The organism is Variovorax sp. 05L425 (assembly GCF_056397705.1).
In genome coordinates this window covers 34,835-52,865 of the sequence record NZ_JBFTNY010000028.1, presented here as the reverse complement: position 1 = coordinate 52,865, position 18,031 = coordinate 34,835, and the positions used below count along the sequence as shown (strand labels likewise).

The 18,031-nt window shown below is 62.7% G+C and carries 16 protein-coding genes; 11 read left to right on the top strand and 5 right to left on the bottom strand.

Annotated features, from left to right (window positions below; genetic code table 11):
• Window positions 1-29 precede the first annotated feature (29 nt).
• Window positions 30-2,561: an RHS repeat domain-containing protein gene (locus AC1DN9_RS25400; RefSeq protein ID WP_478104623.1), complete on the top strand. Its 2,532-nt coding sequence runs from the start codon at window positions 30-32 to the stop codon at window positions 2,559-2,561.
• A 102-nt stretch (window positions 2,562-2,663) separates the two neighbouring features.
• On the opposite strand, the gene AC1DN9_RS25395 is transcribed toward AC1DN9_RS25400, so the two are convergent.
• On the bottom strand, window positions 2,664-3,578 hold the full coding sequence (locus AC1DN9_RS25395) for a LysR family transcriptional regulator (protein ID WP_478104621.1): 915 nt from the start codon (window positions 3,576-3,578) through the stop codon (window positions 2,664-2,666).
• Window positions 3,579-3,675: 97 nt separating this feature from the next.
• Between AC1DN9_RS25395 and AC1DN9_RS25390 the strand changes: the two genes are divergently transcribed.
• From AC1DN9_RS25390 to AC1DN9_RS25375, 4 genes are read left to right on the top strand one after another with little or no spacing between them, the layout of a single operon-like run.
• Window positions 3,676-4,941: an aromatic ring-hydroxylating dioxygenase subunit alpha gene (locus tag AC1DN9_RS25390; RefSeq protein ID WP_478104620.1), complete on the top strand. Its 1,266-nt coding sequence runs from the start codon at window positions 3,676-3,678 to the stop codon at window positions 4,939-4,941.
• Window position 4,942: 1 nt separating this feature from the next.
• A complete protein-coding gene (locus AC1DN9_RS25385) occupies window positions 4,943-5,413 on the top strand; it encodes an aromatic-ring-hydroxylating dioxygenase subunit beta (RefSeq protein WP_478104618.1) in 471 nt (156 codons plus the stop codon).
• A gap of 8 nt (window positions 5,414-5,421) precedes the next feature.
• Entirely contained in the window at window positions 5,422-5,739 is a 318-nt protein-coding gene (locus tag AC1DN9_RS25380) for a non-heme iron oxygenase ferredoxin subunit (RefSeq protein ID WP_478104617.1), read from the top strand.
• Window positions 5,736-6,953, top strand: coding sequence for an NAD(P)/FAD-dependent oxidoreductase (locus AC1DN9_RS25375; protein ID WP_478104616.1), 1,218 nt, complete (start codon window positions 5,736-5,738; stop codon window positions 6,951-6,953). Before AC1DN9_RS25380 ends, AC1DN9_RS25375 begins: the two co-directional genes overlap by 4 nt.
• 4 nt (window positions 6,954-6,957) lie before the next feature.
• Here AC1DN9_RS25375 and AC1DN9_RS25370 read toward each other — a convergent pair whose 3' ends face one another.
• The gene (locus AC1DN9_RS25370; RefSeq protein ID WP_478104614.1) at window positions 6,958-7,434 is read right to left on the bottom strand and encodes a YqhA family protein; all 477 of its coding nucleotides are present in this window, start codon (window positions 7,432-7,434) and stop codon (window positions 6,958-6,960) included.
• A gap of 143 nt (window positions 7,435-7,577) precedes the next feature.
• On the opposite strand from AC1DN9_RS25370, the gene AC1DN9_RS25365 reads away from it, so the two are divergent.
• Together AC1DN9_RS25365 and AC1DN9_RS25360 are read left to right on the top strand one after the other, a co-directional pair.
• On the top strand, window positions 7,578-8,384 hold the full coding sequence (locus AC1DN9_RS25365) for a hypothetical protein (RefSeq protein WP_478104613.1): 807 nt from the start codon (window positions 7,578-7,580) through the stop codon (window positions 8,382-8,384).
• Window positions 8,381-9,796, top strand: a complete 1,416-nt coding sequence (locus tag AC1DN9_RS25360) for an XVIPCD domain-containing protein (RefSeq protein ID WP_478104611.1) — start codon at window positions 8,381-8,383, stop codon at window positions 9,794-9,796. The genes AC1DN9_RS25365 and AC1DN9_RS25360 overlap by 4 nt, the downstream gene beginning before the upstream one ends.
• A 17-nt stretch (window positions 9,797-9,813) precedes the next feature.
• Here the strand turns inward: AC1DN9_RS25360 and AC1DN9_RS25355 are convergent, their stop codons facing one another.
• Window positions 9,814-10,785, bottom strand: coding sequence for a LysR family transcriptional regulator (locus tag AC1DN9_RS25355; RefSeq protein WP_478104609.1), 972 nt, complete (start codon window positions 10,783-10,785; stop codon window positions 9,814-9,816).
• Window positions 10,786-10,946: 161 nt separating this feature from the next.
• On the opposite strand from AC1DN9_RS25355, the gene paoA reads away from it, so the two are divergent.
• From paoA to AC1DN9_RS25335, 4 genes are read left to right on the top strand one after another with little or no spacing between them, the layout of a single operon-like run.
• Window positions 10,947-11,585, top strand: coding sequence for an aldehyde dehydrogenase iron-sulfur subunit PaoA (gene paoA, locus AC1DN9_RS25350; RefSeq protein ID WP_478104607.1), 639 nt, complete (start codon window positions 10,947-10,949; stop codon window positions 11,583-11,585).
• The gene (locus AC1DN9_RS25345; RefSeq protein WP_478104606.1) at window positions 11,582-12,532 is read left to right on the top strand and encodes an FAD binding domain-containing protein; all 951 of its coding nucleotides are present in this window, start codon (window positions 11,582-11,584) and stop codon (window positions 12,530-12,532) included. The genes paoA and AC1DN9_RS25345 overlap by 4 nt, the downstream gene beginning before the upstream one ends.
• A gap of 3 nt (window positions 12,533-12,535) precedes the next feature.
• A complete protein-coding gene (paoC, locus tag AC1DN9_RS25340) occupies window positions 12,536-14,734 on the top strand; it encodes an aldehyde oxidoreductase molybdenum-binding subunit PaoC (protein WP_478104605.1) in 2,199 nt (732 codons plus the stop codon).
• Between the two features lie 19 nt (window positions 14,735-14,753).
• A complete protein-coding gene (locus tag AC1DN9_RS25335) occupies window positions 14,754-15,455 on the top strand; it encodes a DUF899 family protein (protein ID WP_478104603.1) in 702 nt (233 codons plus the stop codon).
• A gap of 23 nt (window positions 15,456-15,478) precedes the next feature.
• On the opposite strand, the gene AC1DN9_RS25330 is transcribed toward AC1DN9_RS25335, so the two are convergent.
• Window positions 15,479-17,263 carry an IlvD/Edd family dehydratase gene (locus AC1DN9_RS25330; RefSeq protein ID WP_478104602.1) on the bottom strand — a complete coding sequence of 595 codons (1,785 nt, stop codon included), beginning with the start codon at window positions 17,261-17,263 and terminating at the stop codon, window positions 15,479-15,481.
• Window positions 17,260-18,024: a D-xylose 1-dehydrogenase gene (gene xylB, locus AC1DN9_RS25325; RefSeq protein ID WP_478104601.1), complete on the bottom strand. Its 765-nt coding sequence runs from the start codon at window positions 18,022-18,024 to the stop codon at window positions 17,260-17,262. The genes AC1DN9_RS25330 and xylB overlap by 4 nt, the downstream gene beginning before the upstream one ends.
• Window positions 18,025-18,031: the final 7 nt, after the last annotated feature.

Below are 18,031 nucleotides of genomic sequence, written 5' to 3'. Positions count from 1 at the left end.
TTCACACAAGCAATCAAGAAGAAGCACGCATGCCTCAAACCTTAACTCTGGCTGAAATCACCCAGTACCAAACGCAAATTGAGCAGGGCGGCATCAATGCCGTCCTCCAGGTTTATGACAGCCTCTATGCCAGCGGCTACAACTATGCAGGCTGGGCGCATGGCGTTGCGCGCGGCGACTCCATTTCCGGTCAGGCCGCATTGCAATTCATGCAGAGCACTGCGGCCATGGGCCTATCCGGCGAAGCCGGGCAGACCCTGAACCCTCTGCAACTCGATGCCTTGCGCTTGGACATGGCGCTCGGCTATCTCGGAGCACTTGCGACAGTTGCTGGGCGCGAGGGAGGCTCCATCAGCCGGGATTTGAGGTTCGATGAAACAGAGAACTTCCACGGAGTGGCGTTTGAAAAATATGGGCTTTCCCTTGCCAATTGGACGCTCACGACGCCAATGGATCTGATTGCCCGCACCGAAGGACAAGAAGCCGTCGAGGCCCTTTGGGTCCGAATTCGCGAAACAGGCGGCGATGGGCCGGACGCTGTGATCGTCAACATGATATTGGCCGAGAAAATGGGCGCGCTCGCTTTCAATCCCGACCCCACGATCAGCGGTCCCGCGCAACAGTGGATGGACCAGACGCCGGGTGTCGCCAACCTTGCGCAATGGGGCCGCACGCTCGACGTTGCTTGGGATGCGCTCATTGAGGCAACGGCAGTCACCATCGTTGATGGAGACATACAGACGAGGTACTACGCCAATGGAGTGAAGGTGGAAACGAGCACCCATATCTATGACGCGATCGAGTACGGGGCTATCAAGGTGGGTTCGGATTGGGTTCCGTACTCGGTCCAGATTACTTCTCCCAGTGGCGTCGCTCAGTACATCGGCAAGTCGGGCACCGTCACCACCGTCAATGGGCAAGTGACTGCCTACGAGGCCATAGATGCCAATGGTGACCTTACAAACAAGGCGTTCGATCTCAACGGCAATTTGATCAGTACGACAATCCACGATGCGCAGGGGCGTTACCAGATCGAGTATCAATCCGATGGCAGCATCAGTCGTAGCGACTTCGATGTAGACAACTCCCAAAGCTGGAGCAGCAAGGAGAGCCGATGGGATGCATTGGGCCGCCAAGACTACGAAACCGTGACCAACGATGATGGCAGCCGCGTCATGACGGACTTTGACGAACGCGAGCAGTTGGAGTGGCGCGTCACGGAGACGAGGTCGGATGAGCTTGGTCGCCTCAGCTATCAAGTGCGCTACCTGGATGATGGCAGTATCGAGCGGACCGACATTGACGCAGCCAATGCGCTTGGCTGGCAGACCATTGAATGGAAATGGGATGCCATGGGGCGCCAGGAATTTCAGACTGTCTACAACGACGATTTCAGCATCATCCAGACCTCCTTTGATGCAGCCAACTCGCAGAACTGGAACAGCAAGGAGAGCCGATGGGATGACTGGGGCCGTCAGGACTACCTAATGGTTTTCTACGACGACCGCACCCTCATCAAGACGGATTTTGATCAATCCAATGCGTATGACTGGCGCACTGTTGAAGCGAAATGGGATGCCGCGGGTAGCCAAGACTACAAAGTCGTCCACTACGACGACGGCAGCATTGACCAGATCGATTTTGATCAGGCCAACGCCTTCAACTGGCAAAGGATCGAAGAGAGATGGGATTCTTGGGGTCGCCAAGACTTCAAAGTCGTCTACTACGACGACGGCAGCATCAACCAGACCGATTTTGATGAGACCAACGCCTTCAACTGGCAAACGGTTGAGGACGGATGGGATGCCTCGGGCCGCTATGACTTCGAGCGAGTCCGTTTCGATGACGGCAGTGTCAAGTGGACCGACTACGACCAGGCCAATGAGCGCGGTGACCGCATCTGGCAAAACTACACCGACGCCTGGGGCCGCGAAGACTGGCGCCAGATCACCCACGACAACGGCGGTGTCGAGTGGATCGACTACGACCAGGCCAACGAGCGTGGTGACCGCATCTGGTCGAACTTGACCGATGCTTGGGGACGTGAAGACTGGCGCTCCGTCACGCAAGATGATGGCACCCGCGATTGGACCGACTTCGACCAGGACGGCTCCCAAAGTTGGTCGCGCATCGAATCGAAGTTCGACGCCTGGGGTCGTGAGGACTACGCCGATGTCTACTGGGATGGTGGCGGCCGCCAACGGATCGACTACGATCAGGACGGCAGTCAGGGTTGGAGCAGGGTCGAGTCCAACTTCGACGCCTGGGGGCGCGAGGACTACACCAATATCTACTTTGATGACGGCACCCGTCAACGGATCGACCACGACCAGGACAGTACAAAGGATTGGATTCAAGTCGTGTCCAACTTCGACGCTTGGGGTCGTGAAGACTGGGCCATGGTCGCATATGACAGCGGCCTTTCCATGGTGGTCGACTACGACCAGGACAACAGCCAGTCATGGAACCAGATCGAGCATCACTACGACCTCTATGGAAAGCCCATTTTCACCCTCGTGCAGTCTGACGCAGGACCTTGGGAAACCATTTGGCCCAGTTGAACTAAAGGGCCTCTGGTTGCCACCCCTTCGAGCGCATCCGCGCGCTCGATGGTCTCCTGCACATTGGGTTGCTCGACCTCGACGACGCTTCACTTCTTCGATTCAGCCGGGCGCACCTTCGCCATGCAGCCGCACGATCAGAGACCGCAGCCATGTGATCGCCGGATCCTTGTGATAGCGGCCATGCCAGAACAAGCTGATCGCGATCTCCGGCAGCTTGGCCGGATTGCGGACGTATGACAGCCCGAAGGGCTCTACCAGGGCCTGCGCGAGCCGTTCCGGCACGGTCGCGACCAGGTCGGAGTCATGCAGGATGTGCCCGACCGCCACGTAGTGCGGCACCGTCAGGACGACCTTGCGCGCAATGTTCTTGCGCCTCAACAGCTCGTCCGCCTTGCCGTGGCCGGTTCCCTCCGACACCACGACGACGTGTTCGGCCGCAGAAAACTCGCCGAGGGAAATCGAGCGCTTGTCGAGCGCGTGGCCGCGCCGGAACATGCAGACGTAGTGCTGCTTGAACAGCCGCCGCTGAAAGTAGCCCGCCTTGAGTTGCGGCAGCAATCCGATCGCGAGGTTGACGTGGCCGGCTTCCATCTCGTCCTGCAGGTTGACTGCCGTGTTGCGCACCGTGCTGAGCGAAACGCCCGGGGCGACGCGCGACAGCTCCTTCATCAGCTTGGGCAGGAAGTAGATCTCGCCGATGTCCGTCATCCCGACGGTGAAGGCGCGGGTCGAAGTGGCCGGGTCGAAGGTGGCCCGCTGATTGATCGCCGTGTGAATCACCTGCAGCGCGCGTGCCGTGGGTTCGGCGAGTTGTTGAGCGAACGGCGTCGGCTCCATGCCCTTGGGCGTTCGCAGGAACAGTGGATCGTCCGTGAGCTTTCGCAGGCGCGCCAGCGCATTGCTCACGCCGGGTTGCGAAAGCCCCAGGCTGGTCGCAACCTTCGAGACCCGGCGATCGATGAGCAGTTGATTGAAGACCACCAGGAGGTTGAGATCGATGTCCTTGAGCTCCACAGCGCCTCACATTCGCGAAATCAATAAAAACTATTCCTCATATTCTATTGAACGATGACGCCAGGATGACGATCATTGGCTCAACAAGGAGACATGCATGGACGACACGTCAGCCGTTTTTCCCCGGCAGATCCATTGGGAAGACCAAGGCACGAGCCGCATCCCCTTCATGGCCTACACGGAGGCCGACCAGCATCGACGCGAACTTGAGCGCTTCTTCTATCGCGGCCACTGGTGCTATGTGGGCCTGGAAGCCGAGATCCCGAACGCCGGTGACTTCAAGCGCACCGTCGTCGGCGAGCGCTCCGTCATCATGGTCCGCGATGCAGAGGGCGCCATCAACGTCGTCGAGAACGTGTGCGCGCATCGCGGCATGCAGTTCTGTCGCGAGCGGCACGGCAACAAGAAGGACGGTGGATTCACCTGCCCCTATCACCAGTGGAACTACACGCTCACTGGCGACCTGCAGGGCGTGCCCTTCCGCCGTGGCGTCAAGCAGGACGGCAAGGTCAACGGCGGGATGCCGGCCGACTTCAAGACCGCGGAGCATGGCCTCAACAAGCTGAAGGTCGCGACGCGCGGCGGCGTCGTTTTCGCGTCCTTCGATCCCGAAGTCGAATCGTTCGAAGACTTCATGGGGCCGACGATCCTCGGCTACTTCGACCGCCTGTTCGACGGTCGCAAGCTGAAGATCCTCGGCTACAACCGGCAGCGCATTCCGGGCAACTGGAAGCTGATGCAGGAGAACATCAAGGACCCCTACCATCCCGGCCTGCTGCACACCTGGTTCGTGACTTTCGGGCTCTGGCGTGCGGACAACAAGTCGGAACTGAAGATGGACGACCACCACCGGCACGCCGCGATGATCTCGACGCGCGGCGCGAGCGGCAAGGCCGACCAGGTCACCCAGGTTTCGAGCTTCAAGGAGAGCATGCAGCTCAACGACGACCGCTTCCTCGACATCGTCCCCGAGCCCTGGTGGGGCGGCCCGACGGCGGTGATGATGACGCTGTTCCCGAGCGTGATCCTGCAGCAGCAGGTCAACAGCGTCTCGACGAGGCACATCCAGCCGAGCGGCCCCGGAAACTTCGACTTCGTCTGGACACATTTCGGATTCGAGGACGACGACGAAGTCATGACGCGGCGGCGACTTCGCCAGGCCAATCTCTTCGGGCCCGCGGGATTCGTGTCGGCGGACGACGGCGAAGTGATCGAGCTTTCGCAGAAGGGCTTCGAGCAGAAGCCCTTCCATCGCACGCTGGCCGAATTGGGCGGGCGCGAGGTCGGTGACACCGACCACATGGTCACCGAGACATTGATCCGCGGCATGTACGAGTACTGGCGCAAGGTCATGGAGGCCTGAGATGGAGTTTCAAGACTACTTCGAGCTGAGCCAGCTCTACGCCGACTACGCCAGCGCCGTCAGTTCCGGGCAGTGGGATCTATGGCCTGAATTCTTCACCGAAGACTGCACCTACCGCCTGCAGCCGCGCGAGAACTTCGAGCGGGGCTTTCCGCTGGCCACGTTGTCCTTCGAGAGCAAGGGCATGCTCAAGGACCGCGTCTACGGTATTCGGGAAACGCTGTTCCACGACCCCTACTACCAGCGCCATGTCGTCGGCGCGCCGGTCATCCGCAAGTCGGAGCCCGGCCGCTTCGAATGCGAGGCCAACTACGCGGTGTTCCGGACGAAGCTTTCGGAGTTGTCGACAGTCTTCAATGTGGGGCGATACATCGATGTCGTCGTGCGCACGGAACAGGGGCTGAAGTTTGCGTCGCGGCTTGTCATCTACGACAGCGAAATGATCCCGAACTCCGTCATCTACCCACTTTGAGAACAGACATGAACGAACAGCTTTGGACCGACGCCGCACTCGTCGACGATGTGCCGGCCGACGACGTCGTCGGCATGGTGATCGACGGGCGCGACATCGCGCTCTACAGCGTGGATGGCGAGATCTACGCGACCGACAACGTCTGCACGCACGGCCATGCGCGTTTGTGCGAAGGCTTTCTCGAGGGGCACGAGATCGAGTGCCCCTTGCATCAAGGCAAGTTCGACGTCCGCAACGGGCAGCCAACGTGCGCGCCGGTGACCGAAGCGATCCGGTCCTACCCGGTCAAGATCGAAGCCGGACGGGTGTTCCTTTCGCTGACATGACCACCGAGACCATCGCCATCGTGGGCGCAGGCCAGGCCGGTGGCTGGGCGGCGCAGACGCTGCGCAACGAGGGCTTCAAGGGCAATGTGGTCCTGATCGGCAACGAGTCGCATCGGCCCTACGAACGCCCACCCTTGTCCAAGGCGGTGCTCTCGGGAGAAGCGCCCGCGGACAGCACCTACCTGGCGAAGGCGGAGGCCTTCGATGGTCTCGATATCGACTGGCGGCCGAACGTCAGCGCAACCTTCATCGACAAGGCCACGAAGCTGCTTCACCTGTCGCAGGGTGAGTCCGTTCACTACGACAAGCTGATCCTGTGCAACGGCGGTCGGGCGCGGCGGTTGAACATTCCCGGCGTGGACCTGGCCGGCGTCTTCACTCTGCGCAGCATCGAGGATGCAAAGGCACTCGGCGCTGCGCTGTCGGCAGGCAAGCACCTGCTCGTGGTGGGCGGCGGCTGGATCGGGCTCGAAGTCGCTGCGACCGCGAGGAAGAAGGGCATGGACGTGACCGTGGTCGAAGCGATGGGCCGCCTGTCCGAGCGCACCGTTCCGCCGGAAATCTCGAACTACCTGCATCAACTGCATACCGATCACGGCGTCGATATCGAACTCGGCACCGGCATCGAACAGTTGGCGCCCGCGCCGCAAGGCGGCCTGACGGCCACGTTCACCGAGGGGCGCCAGCTCGTGTGCGACGCGGTCCTGATCGGCGTCGGCCTGATCGCCAATGACGAACTCGCGCGCGAAGCAGGATTGGACTGCGACGGCGGCGTGCTGGTCGATTCACAATGCCGTTCGTCGGATGCCGACATCCTCGCTGCGGGCGACGTCGCGACATGGCATTGCGAATGGGCCGGCCGACGGATGCGGCTCGAGTCATGGCAGAACGCCCAGGAACAAGGCATCGCCGCCGCACGATCCGCACTCGGCATCGCGGTGAATCACCAGCCCCTGCCCTGGTTCTGGTCGGACCAGTACGACATCAATCTCCAGATCTTCGGCATGCCTTCGCCTGCTCACCGCGTGGTGGTGCGTGGCGATCAAGGCTCGAAGAGCTTCGTGATGTTCTTCCTCGATGGGGACAAGGTTGTCGCGGCCCTGGGGCCCAATGCGGCCAAGGACTTGCGATTTGCGCGGCGCCTGATCGAGCGGCGCACCAGCGTCGATGTCGATCGACTTGCAGACACCGGGGTGCCGCTCGCGAAGCTTTGAGCGGTTACTGCCTTCGCGCGTTGTTCTTCATCAGGAAGAAGGTCAGCGCAGCGATCACGAGCGCCAGCCCTGCGCCGAACGCAGCGATGTCGCTGCCGCCTTCCCAAGCGACGACCTCGCGCAAGAACAGAACCGACAGGACGGCGATGACGACGCTCACCAGGTTTCCCTTGAGGTCCTCGAGGTTGTGGACTTCGAGCCATTTCGGCAGCGGCAGCTTGTCATCGATGAACAATGAATAAAGGCCGATGCTGATGAGGTAGACCGCGATCCCGATGAGGAAGACATCAACGGCCTCGACGATGCCCACCGCGAAGATCTTGACCGCCTTGGCCGAGACCGAACCGTTGTGGGTGGCCTCGACGAAAGTCGCGCAAAGCGCGACCGCTTCGTACAGGATCAGCGCGAGTGAGCCCAGAAACGTTCCGATGACGGGAATGATCATGATGTATCGGCTCGAGGCCAGGACTCGTCGCATCATCTGAAGAACTCCTCTTTATGTCCTCGGCGTGGATCCGCGATGCGGCCCATTGTGATGGCAAATCGGACTTGCCAGTTAGACAGGCGAGTGATCTCCGAGGCGTGCATAGAATGCAAAAAAATTCTGCGCACAGGGAGAAATAGGTGATTCAGCACTTCGCCATCGGACATGGCATGGCTGGCCGGAAGCTTCTATCGAAGCTTCGATCAGCGTTCCAACGCAGCCCGCGAACGACGGAATTCGCGGCGCCTGTTGACTCAATCAATTTTGACAATTCACAAGGATCGTCGTGGAGCCTGCTCGCTCGCGGTCTTCCTTGTTTGTGGGCCGGACTTGCGCTCAGCGCTTGCTCGTCGACGACCCGCGCACCACCCCATGTTCATTTGGAGGAAAAGATCATGTCCAGTCCAGGTCCCGCGGCGGCACTACGCCCTGATGCGCCCGAGGTGCTGCGTCGGTTGTTGGCGCTGATTGACACCTTGCATCAACCGGGGGACTTGACGATTGAACGGGTGGCGCATTTCAGCGGAATCGCCATGACTCCGTTTTCTGACAAGCCAACCAACGACGCCTACGCGATATATCAACCGCTCACAGAGATGTGGAAGTATCGATACATCTGGGCGCTGAACAACACGACGCATCTTCCGGGCCTGGGCTTTGGGTTCTACGAGACCGAGAAATATCGCAGTCAAGATCCACCCATGACGGGAATCTGCCAACTCGACGTGGCGCAGTTTCACGAGGCACTGCTCAAGATGGGGTATCGGCATGTCGGCAATACGCGTCGCGAGAGTCCCGCCCGGCAGTTCCAGCGCGGTTTGGTCGAAGTGGAAATCGGGATCGTCGGCGAGAGCGGCGAAAGCCTTGACAAGATTTCGCACGATTGCATCAGCAGAGTCTCCGTCGGTTTCCGCGTGGAATACATGGACCTGGGGTCACCGCAATGAAGGTCATCAGTCCTCGGCTCGATCAGGTGATTCGCGAGGTCGGTGACCCGACCTCGGCGGCCTATCGAAATCTGCGTGCAGTCATCGAGGAATCGCCGGCGCTGATGCAGCAGATGCATGACGCGGTCGAGCAAGGACATCTGAAGCATTTCGCGCCGATGCCCTCAAGCGAGAACGCCGGAGCCAGCTACAGCCCCGAAACACAAACCGTCAACCTGAAGCACGACGATCTTCTGGATTTCAAGAAGCGCAATGCGCTCACCTTCCTCATGGGCCATGAACTCCGGCATGGCATCAACCGTGAGCGCACCAGGCAAGGTCTGCAACAGTTCGACCAAAACGTTCGGCGTGTGCTCGAAAGCGGCCAACCGGTCCACGACTACAGCCCGGCCTTGGACCAGATGCTCTCGATCAACCGCAGCGATGAGGCCAGCGCGCACATTGCCGGTTGGAACGCGCTGGTCAGTCGAGTGAAGCGTGGCAATCCTGGAGCCGACTTGACCGACATTGAGAAACTGGCGGGCGACGTTGGCTACGTCAACGACTTTGTCGAAAGAAAGGAAATAGCGGGTCGCGAACAACTCGTCGCGAAGGATGGCTTCGTCCTCAACGCCGATCTTTCCATCACGCCGGACTCTCGCAACATCGAGGCCGCCGGAAAGCACTATTTCGACAAGTCGCCGAAGACGACTCGGCTGGGCCACCACGGCAATTCAGATTACGCGAACTACTACGGCGCTCCTCTGGTTAGTTCCGTCTGTCAGTATGAAATCCTCAATCCGACCCTGGCCGGCAAGGTGCAACTGGACATGCGTGGGCTCAGGCTGCAAGAAGCGCTGTTGGAGCAAAACGGCATTTCGCTCGGCAGGCCCAGTGCGCGCTGCGCCTACCACGACATCCGCGCTCCGGAGATCGCAGGGCATTTCGACCATACTGCCGATAGCCACCGGCACGTACCGATCCATGGCCTGCCCGCGCCGACGCAGCTGTCGCCCGGATTGAATCGAGGTTCAGCGGTCGCGCGACTCGACCATCCGACGCATCCGGACCACACGCTGTTCAGCCAAGCCCGAGCCGGCGTGCATCTGCTCGATGCCAAGGTGGGGCGCACGCCCGATCAGCAAAGCGATCAGTTGGCTTCTGCCCTCGTCGTAGCAGCTCGCACGAATGGCATGAACCGAATCGACCACGTGGTTCTGAGCACCGACGCCTCGAAGGTGTTCGCCGTCCAGGGTGCGTTGGATTCCGCCCTCAAGCGGATCGCCGGTGTGCCGACAGTGGAAGCCCTCAACACGCCCATCGCGCAAAGTTCCCAAGCTTGGGAGCACGCATCGGCGCAAATTCAGCAACAAGCCCAGGAACGTGCCCTGGAGCCTCAGCGCGCCATCCACCGGCAAGGGTCGGCGCTCTAGCTTGTTTTCTGGTTCTCTCACTGCCGCGGATAGGCTTTGCGACCCCTCGCCTCCGCAACCTGCAGTTCCTTCGCCGTCATGACGTAAGCCGTGTTGTTGACCAGCCGACGAACAGCCAGGTCGATGAAGGCCTTGACACGCGCGGGCTGGGCGGTGCGGCTTCCGTAGTAGACGAAGGTGCTGGAGTAGTCGGCCACGTGCGCGGTCAACAACGGCACCAGGCGCCCGGCTCGAATGTGCGATGCGGCCGTGACGCCGGTCACCAACCCGAGGACATGCCCGGCCAGCACGGCCTCGGTCTCCAGTGCTTCATCGTTGACGCACAACGCGGGAACCACCGGGTACTCGACCATGCCGTCGTCGACCTTCACAAACCAGGGAAGAACCCGGCCCGTGCTCGAATGGCGAAAGGCGCTGCAGCGATGCGCGGCGAGCGCGTTGAGGTTGTCCGGCGCCCCATGACGGGAAAGGTAGGCTGGCGCTCCACAGATGATGAGTTGCAAGGGAAACAGCTTGCGTGCGATGACGCCCTCGGCCGGCGAAGGCCCGACACGAAATCCCACATCGACGCGGTCTTCCACCCAGTTGCCGATCCGGTCGTCCAGTTGCACGTCAGGCTGCACTTCCGGATGCATGCGGCAGAACTCGTCGAGCACGGGCCACAGCACCGGCGCAAAGGTCGAACGCGGTCCGACGATGCGCAGCGGCCCCGCGATCTCGTCCTTGGCCTGGCGCGCCATGTGGAGCGCACGTTGCAGCCCGAAGAGCGAAGGTTGCGCGGCTTCGAGAAACTGTCGCCCTTCATCGGTGAGCGACAGGCTGCGCGTCGTGCGGTGAAACAGCCGCACGCCGAGGTGCTGCTCCAGTTGTGCCAACGCCTGGCTCGCCGCCTGCGGCGTCATGCCCTGTGCGGCTGCAGCCTGCCGCAGGCTGCCCAGTTCGGCAGTCTTGGCAAACGTCGCGATGGAACGCAGTTCGTTGATCGGCATGGGGGCCCCCTTTTCTCCATCGATTATCAACAGCAGCTTGACAGTCCTTCAAGCCTGAAGGGTCTATTCGGCGCTAACACGCAGCCATAAAGTTCTGTGGAAGATGGGCTCTTCGAGCCGGCTATTCCCTGCAATGAAGCGATCAAGGAGCGGAACGCAACATGACAACGCCCGATGAATTCACGATTTCCCGACGCGGCCTGTTGAAGGCAGGTGCGGCATCCGCATCGGTGCCGGCAATGGCCGCCGCGTCGGCCGCCACGCCGACCCACGCCTCGAAAGGGCCGGGGCCCTCGACCGTGACGCTGAGCGTCAACGGCAAGACCCACCGCCTCGTGCTCGACACTCGCACGACATTGCTCGATGCGTTGCGCGAGCATCTGCACCTTACCGGCACCAAGAAGGGTTGCGACCACGGGCAATGCGGCGCGTGCACGGTGATCGTCGACGGCCGGCGGATCAATTCGTGCCTGACGCTCGCGGTCATGCATGAAGGGGCCAAGGTGACCACGATCGAAGGTCTTGGAACGCCCGGCAACCTCCACCCGCTGCAGGCAGCGTTCGTGAAGCATGACGGCTTCCAGTGCGGCTACTGCACGCCGGGACAGATCTGCTCGGCAGTCGGCATGCTCGACGAGGTCGCCCACGGCGTGCCGAGCCATGTCACCGCCGATCTGACGGGCACACCCCGGCTCACGCCCGCCGAACTCCGCGAACGCATGAGCGGCAACATCTGCCGCTGCGGCGCCTACAGCAACATCGTCGAAGCGATCTCCGAAGTAGCGGAGGTGAAGACATGAAGGCCTTCACCTTCGAACGCGCGACATCGCCCGCGCAGGCCGTCGCAGCCGCCGCGCGCACGCCCGACGCACGCTTCATCGCCGGCGGCACCAACCTGCTGGATCTCATGAAGCTGGAGATCGAGACACCCGGCCATCTGATCGACGTGAATGGCCTCGGCTTCGACAAGATCGAGAGCACACCCGACGGCGGACTGCGCATCGGTGCGCTGGTGCGCAACACGGACCTTGCCGCCGACGCCCGCGTGAGGCGCGACTACGGCCTGCTGTCGCGCGCATTGCTCGCGGGCGCGTCCGGTCAGTTGCGCAACAAGGCGACGACCGCCGGCAATCTGCTGCAGAGAACACGCTGCCCCTACTTCTACGACACCAACCAGGCCTGCAACAAGCGCCAGCCCGGCAGCGGCTGCGCGGCGATCGACGGATTCAGCCGACAGCATGCAGTGGTCGGTGCCAGCGACGCATGCATTGCGACGCATCCCAGCGACATGGCCGTCGCCATGCGCGCGCTCGATGCAAGCGTAGAGACGATGCGCCCGAACGGTTCGCGCCGGGTCATTCCGATCGCGGACTTCCACAAGCTCCCTGGTGCGACGCCGCATGTCGAGACCGCCCTTCTGCCGGGCGAGTTGATCACGGCGGTCAAGCTGCCGAGCCCCGTGGGCGGCCGGCACATTTATCACAAGGTGCGCGACCGGGCGTCGTATGCGTTTGCGCTGGTGTCGGTCGCCGCCATCGTGCACCGGGACGGCACCGGCCGCGTGGCGCTGGGCGGGGTCGCCCACAAGCCCTGGCGCGTCGAAGCGGCCGAGCGCGAGCTGCCCCGCGGCGCCAAGGCGACCACGACCGTGCTGCTTGCCGACGCCAAACCCACTGAACAGAACGCGTTCAAGGTGACGCTGGTCGAGCGCACGCTCGAAGCGGTGCCGATCGATGCGAGGAGCTGAGCGATGAGATTCGACACACCCGCCACCACGAATCCGATCGACCAGCTGAAGGTGGTCGGCCGGCCCACGGACCGTATCGACGGACCCCTGAAGACCACGGGCACCGCGCCCTACGCCTACGAGCGCCATGACGTTGCGCCGAACGCGGCGTACGGCTACATCCTCGGCGCCGGCATCTCGAAGGGCCGCATCACGTCGATCGACCAGAGCCGTGCCAAGGCGGCGCCCGGCGTGATCGCCATCATCACGGCCGAGAACGCCGGCAAGCTGGGCAAGGGCAACTTCAACACCGCCAAACTGCTCGGCGGCCCGACCGTCGAGCACTACCACCAGGCCATTGCGCTCGTGGTCGCCGAGACCTTCGAGCAAGCGCGCGCGGCCGCGCAATTGCTGCGCGTCGAATACGACCGCGGCGACGGCGCTTTCGATCTCGCCGCGGCGAAGGTATCGACCGACCGCCGGACTGCGGATCGCAACAGCACTGTCGGCGACTTCGCAGGCGCATTCGCCAAGGCCGAAGTGCAATTGGACGAGACCTACTCCACGCCCGACCAATCGCACGCCATGATGGAGCCGCACGCGACGACCGCGTCATGGAGCGGAGACAGGCTCACCATCTGGACATCGAACCAGATGATCGCGTGGACCACGGCCGACTTGGCGACGACGCTAGGCATCCCCAGGGAAAACATCCACCTCATGTCGCCGTACATCGGCGGCGGGTTCGGCTCGAAGCTGTTCCTGCGTGCCGACACGGTGCTGGCCGCCCTCGGCGCGCGCGCCGCCCACCGCCCCGTGAAGGTTGCCTTGCAACGGCCGCTCATGGCGAACAACACCACCCATCGCCCGGCGACGATCCAGCGCATCCGGCTCGGCGCCACACGGGAAGGCAAGTTCACGGCCATTGGCCACGAGAGCTGGTCCGGCAACCTGACCGGCGGCAAGCCCGAGAACGCGGTGCAACAGACCCAGTTGCTCTATGCGGGCGAGAACCGCCTGACCGGGACCCGGCTCGCGTTGCTCGATCTGCCCGAAGGCAATGCGATGCGCGCGCCGGGCGAAGCGCCGGGGCTGATGGCGCTGGAGATCGCAATCGACGAGATGGCCGAGCGGCTCAACATGGACCCGGTGGACTTCCGTGCGCTGAACGACACACAGGTCGATCCTGCCAACGCGGACCGGCGGTTTTCGCAACGACATTTGATCGAGTGCATGCGCACCGGCGCGCAGCGGTTCGGCTGGGCACAGCGTAGCGTGAGGCCGGCGCAGAGGCGCGAAGGCCGCTGGTGGATCGGCGTCGGGATGGCGGCGGCCTTTCGCAACAACCAGGTCACGAAGTCGGGCGCGCGAGTGCGCGTCGATGGACGCGGCATCGTGACCGTGGACACCGACATGACCGACATCGGCACGGGCAGCTACACGATCATTGCGCAGACCGCGGCGGAGATGATGGGCGTGTCGCTCGACCGGGTGGTCGTGCGTCTCGGCGACTCCTCCTTTCCGGTGTCGTCGGGCTCCGGCGGGCAATGGGGTGCCAACTGCTCCACCGCCGGCGTGTATGCTGCCTGCGTCAAGCTGCGCGAAGCCATGGCTCAGCGCGCGGGCCTCGACGCGGCGAGCGCCACTTTTGCGGACGGCATGGTGCAAGCGGGCGGGCGCAGCGTGCCGCTCGCGGAGGTGGCCGGTGAGAGCGGCATCGTGGCGGAGGATTCGATCGAATTCGCCGAGCTGAACAAGCGCTACCAGCAATCCACCTTCGGCGCGCACTTCGTCGAAGTGACCGTGGACGCCTACACCGCGGAAGTCCGCGTGCGGCGGATGCTGGCCGTGTGCGCATCGGGCCGCATCCTCAACCCCAAGACGGCGCGAAGCCAGGTGATCGGCGCCATGACCATGGGCGTGGGCGGCGCGCTCATGGAAGAGCTGGCAGTGGACAAGCGGCAGGGCTACTTCGTCAACCACGACCTGGCCGGCTATGAGGTGCCGGTGCATGCGGACATTCCGCACCAGGAAGTGATCTTTCTGGACGAGACGGACCCTGTCTCCTCGCCGATGAAAGCCAAGGGCGTGGGCGAACTCGGCATCTGCGGCGTGGGCGCTGCGGTTGCCAATGCGATCTACAACGCGACCGGTGTGCGCGTGCGCGACTACCCGGTCACGCTCGACAAGCTGCTTGGGCGGATGCCTTCGCTGGCGAGCTGAGCAAAAAAGGAGCAAAGGCATGAAAGAAGGACTCACCCCCGCCACAGAGCTGGCGAAGAAGGCGAAGAGGCCGTTCCCAGGTTCGTCAGCCGAATACGACGCCGCGCGGCAGGCGCTGTTGGCGGAAGAGATCGAGTTTCGTCGCCACATGACACGCATGGTCGAGCAACGCCAGGCGCTGCCGCCTGGGCCCGTGATCGAGAAGAACTACCGCTTCAAGGACGAACAGGCCTTTGAGGTGGGGCTGATCGATCTCTTCGGCGACAAGGACACGCTCGTCACTTACTTCTGGATGTTCGGACCGCAGCGCGAGCGCCCGTGTCCGATGTGCACCAACTTGCTCGGCCCGCTGAACGGCAATGCGGCCGACATCAAGCAGCGCGTGGCACTGAAGGTGCTCGGGCGTTCACCGGTCGAGCGGCAGTACGCCTTCGCGCAAGAGCGCGGCTGGCGTGACCTGAACTTTGTGCAGACCGTGGGCGACGACTATGCGAAGGACATTGGCGTCCTGCAGCCGGATGGAAGCGAATACCCGGCGCTGATCGTGTTCAAGCGTGACGGCGACAAGGTCCGGCTGTTCTGGGCAGGTGAGATGACGGGCGAGATGGCCGACCCCGGCCAGGATCCGCGCGGCGCACCCGACATCGCTCCGCTCTGGTTGATCCTGGACTTGACGCCGGGCGGGCGTGGCACGGATTGGTATCCGAAGCTGCAGTACTGAACAAAGGCAGCACCTCGTCAGCATCAATGATTGTGACGGGGCTGAGTGTCGGCCACACCGCGATACTTGACCGCCAACTCCATGCAGGCGCCCGAGTCGAGCTGCCCGACTGTCGCGCGATAGATCTCCTGCCATGGCGTCTGGCTCGACCGGATCGACGGTATCCCTTCGCCCTTGCGGCGCGCGATCTCCTCGGCGGACACCAGCATGTTGCATTGTCCGGCGGAGAGGTCGATGCGGACGACATCTCCCGTGCGCAAGTACGCCAGCCCGCCGCCGACGGCACTCTCGGGCGAAGCGTTGAGAATCGACGGACTGTCCGAAGTCCCCGACTGCCTCCCGTCTCCCAACGTGGGAAGGCTGGTGATTCCGCGCTTGAGCAGCGCATCCGGCGGCTGCATGTTCACGACTTCAGCCGACCCAGGCCAGCCGACGGGCCCTGCACCGCGTATCACGAGGATGCAGTTCTCATCGACGGCGAGCGCAGGGTCATTGATTCGTGTGTGATAGTCGTCCGAGTCCTCGAACACGATGGCCCGGCATTCGAACTTTCCCTCCGCGCCCGGACGGCTCAGGTAGCGTGCGCGAAACTCTTCGGAAATCACGCTGGTCTTCATGATCGCAAAGTCGAACAGATTGCCGCCGAGCACGAGAAAGCCTGCCTGATTCTTGAGAGGACGCGCGAACTCGCGAATCACCTCCCGATTCGCGCTCTGTCGACCTTCGAGATTCTGTTCCATCGTCTTGCCTGTGACAGTCGGACGCGCGCCGCGCAACATGCCCGCCTGCTGGAGTTCCCACATCACGGCCGGGACGCCTCCCGCGCGATGAAAGGCCTCGCCCAGGTACTTGCCCGCCGGTTGCATGTTCAACAGCAGCGGCACATCGAAGCCGAACTCGGTCCAGTCACTCGGACGCAGTTCCACGCCCGCATGACGCGCCATGGCCATGAGATGCGGCTGCGCGTTGGTGGAGCCGCCGATCGCGGAGTTGACAACGATCGCATCGAGAAATGCATCCCGCGTGAGGATCGACGAGGGCCGCTTGTCCTCGAAAGCCAGCTCGACAATGCGGCGCCCGGTTTCATAGGCGATTTGCCCTCGTTCCCGGTACGGCGCGGGAATCGCGGCGCAGCCCGTCAATGACAGGCCAAGCGCCTCCGCCAGCGCATTCATGGTCGAGGCGGTTCCCATGGTGTTGCAGTGCCCCACCGAAGGCGCCGACGCTGTGGCGATGTCCATGAACTTGGCCTCGTCGATCTGGCCGGCGGCCAGCAGTCTTCGACTCTTCCAGATCGCCGCCCCGGAGCCCACGAGTTCTCCTTCGAACCAGCCGTCCAGCATCGGGCCGCCGGACAGCACGATCGTGGGAATGTCCACGGTTGCCGCGGCCATGACCTGCGACGGCGTCGACTTGTCGCAACCCGTCGTCAGCACGACGGCATCGATCGGGTAGCCGTGCAGGATCTCGACCAACGCCATGTAGGCCAGGTTGCGGTCGATGGCCGCCGTCGGCCGCCTGCAATTCTCGAAGGTCGGATGGACGGGAAATTCCATCGGAATGCCTCCGGCGTCGCGGATGCCGTCACGCACGCGCCTTGCCAGTTCCAGATGAACGCGGTTGCACGGATTCAGATCGCTTCCGGATTGCGCGATTCCGACAATGGGCCTGCCGGAGCGCAGTTCTGCCGGCGTGACGCCGTAGTTCATGAAGCGCTCGAGATAGAGCGCCGTCATGTCGATGTGATCGGGATTGGCGAACCAGTCTTGCGATCGAAACCGGCGAGTGGGGCGGGTACCTTCTGTCATGCGCCGTGCCAGCCTGCGTCCACGTAGTACTCGCGGCCGGAGCATCGGGCCGCATCGTCCGACGCAAGAAAGAGCGCCATCGCCGCAACGTGCCTAGGGTCGACTCTTTGCTGCAGACACTGCGCCGCCACGACCTTCGCCTCACTTTCCGGCGATTGCCAAAGCTTCATCTGACGGGGCGTGCGCACTGCACCCGGAACAATGCAGTTGACGCGGATGTTGAAGCTGCCCAGATCGCGTGCCAACCCCTTGGTCAGTCCCTCGATGCCCGCCTTGGCGGTCATGTAGATCGACAGACTGGCCAGCGCGAGGTGCCACGAGATCGAGCCGAGGTTCAGGATCACGCCGCCGCCCGCTGCACGCATTCCGCTCGAGACAGCCTGCGCGCAGAAGAACTGGTGCCGCAAGTTGACGGCGATCCGCTGGTCCCAGTAGTCCGTCGTGACGCCGTCGATTTCGTGCCGGTCGTCATTCGCCGCATTGTTGATGAGGACGTTGATGGGTCCCCCCGAGGCCTCGATCGCCGCGAAGGTCGCCTGGACGGCCTGGATGTCGGTCAGATCACATCGGTGAAAGACAGGCGGATGCGCGGCGTCGCCGAGTCTCGATTGAAGCGCACGGCCTTCCGAGTCGGCAATGTCCAGAAAGAACACTTGGGCACCTTGCCGAGCGAAGGCCTCGACCATGGCCGCACCGATGCCGGAACCCCCGCCGGTGATGACGACTCGCTTGCCGGCGAGGCTCGGATAGATGGCAGACATTGATGAG

Bases quoted from the DNA above. Each gene is read 5' to 3' on its own strand.
- AC1DN9_RS25400 (WP_478104623.1), top strand. From the start codon at position 30: ATGCCTCAAACCTTAACTCTGGCTGAAATCACCCAGTACCAAACGCAA.
- AC1DN9_RS25390 (WP_478104620.1), top strand. From the start codon at position 3,676: ATGGACGACACGTCAGCCGTTTTTCCCCGGCAGATCCATTGGGAAGAC.
- AC1DN9_RS25385 (WP_478104618.1), top strand. From the start codon at position 4,943: ATGGAGTTTCAAGACTACTTCGAGCTGAGCCAGCTCTACGCCGACTAC.
- AC1DN9_RS25380 (WP_478104617.1), top strand. From the start codon at position 5,422: ATGAACGAACAGCTTTGGACCGACGCCGCACTCGTCGACGATGTGCCG.
- AC1DN9_RS25375 (WP_478104616.1), top strand. From the start codon at position 5,736: ATGACCACCGAGACCATCGCCATCGTGGGCGCAGGCCAGGCCGGTGGC.
- AC1DN9_RS25370 (WP_478104614.1), bottom strand. From the start codon at position 7,434: ATGATGCGACGAGTCCTGGCCTCGAGCCGATACATCATGATCATTCCC.
- AC1DN9_RS25360 (WP_478104611.1), top strand. From the start codon at position 8,381: ATGAAGGTCATCAGTCCTCGGCTCGATCAGGTGATTCGCGAGGTCGGT.
- AC1DN9_RS25355 (WP_478104609.1), bottom strand. From the start codon at position 10,785: ATGCCGATCAACGAACTGCGTTCCATCGCGACGTTTGCCAAGACTGCC.
- paoA (WP_478104607.1), top strand. From the start codon at position 10,947: ATGACAACGCCCGATGAATTCACGATTTCCCGACGCGGCCTGTTGAAG.
- AC1DN9_RS25345 (WP_478104606.1), top strand. From the start codon at position 11,582: ATGAAGGCCTTCACCTTCGAACGCGCGACATCGCCCGCGCAGGCCGTC.
- paoC (WP_478104605.1), top strand. From the start codon at position 12,536: ATGAGATTCGACACACCCGCCACCACGAATCCGATCGACCAGCTGAAG.
- AC1DN9_RS25335 (WP_478104603.1), top strand. From the start codon at position 14,754: ATGAAAGAAGGACTCACCCCCGCCACAGAGCTGGCGAAGAAGGCGAAG.
- AC1DN9_RS25330 (WP_478104602.1), bottom strand. From the start codon at position 17,263: ATGACAGAAGGTACCCGCCCCACTCGCCGGTTTCGATCGCAAGACTGG.
- xylB (WP_478104601.1), bottom strand. From the start codon at position 18,024: ATGTCTGCCATCTATCCGAGCCTCGCCGGCAAGCGAGTCGTCATCACC.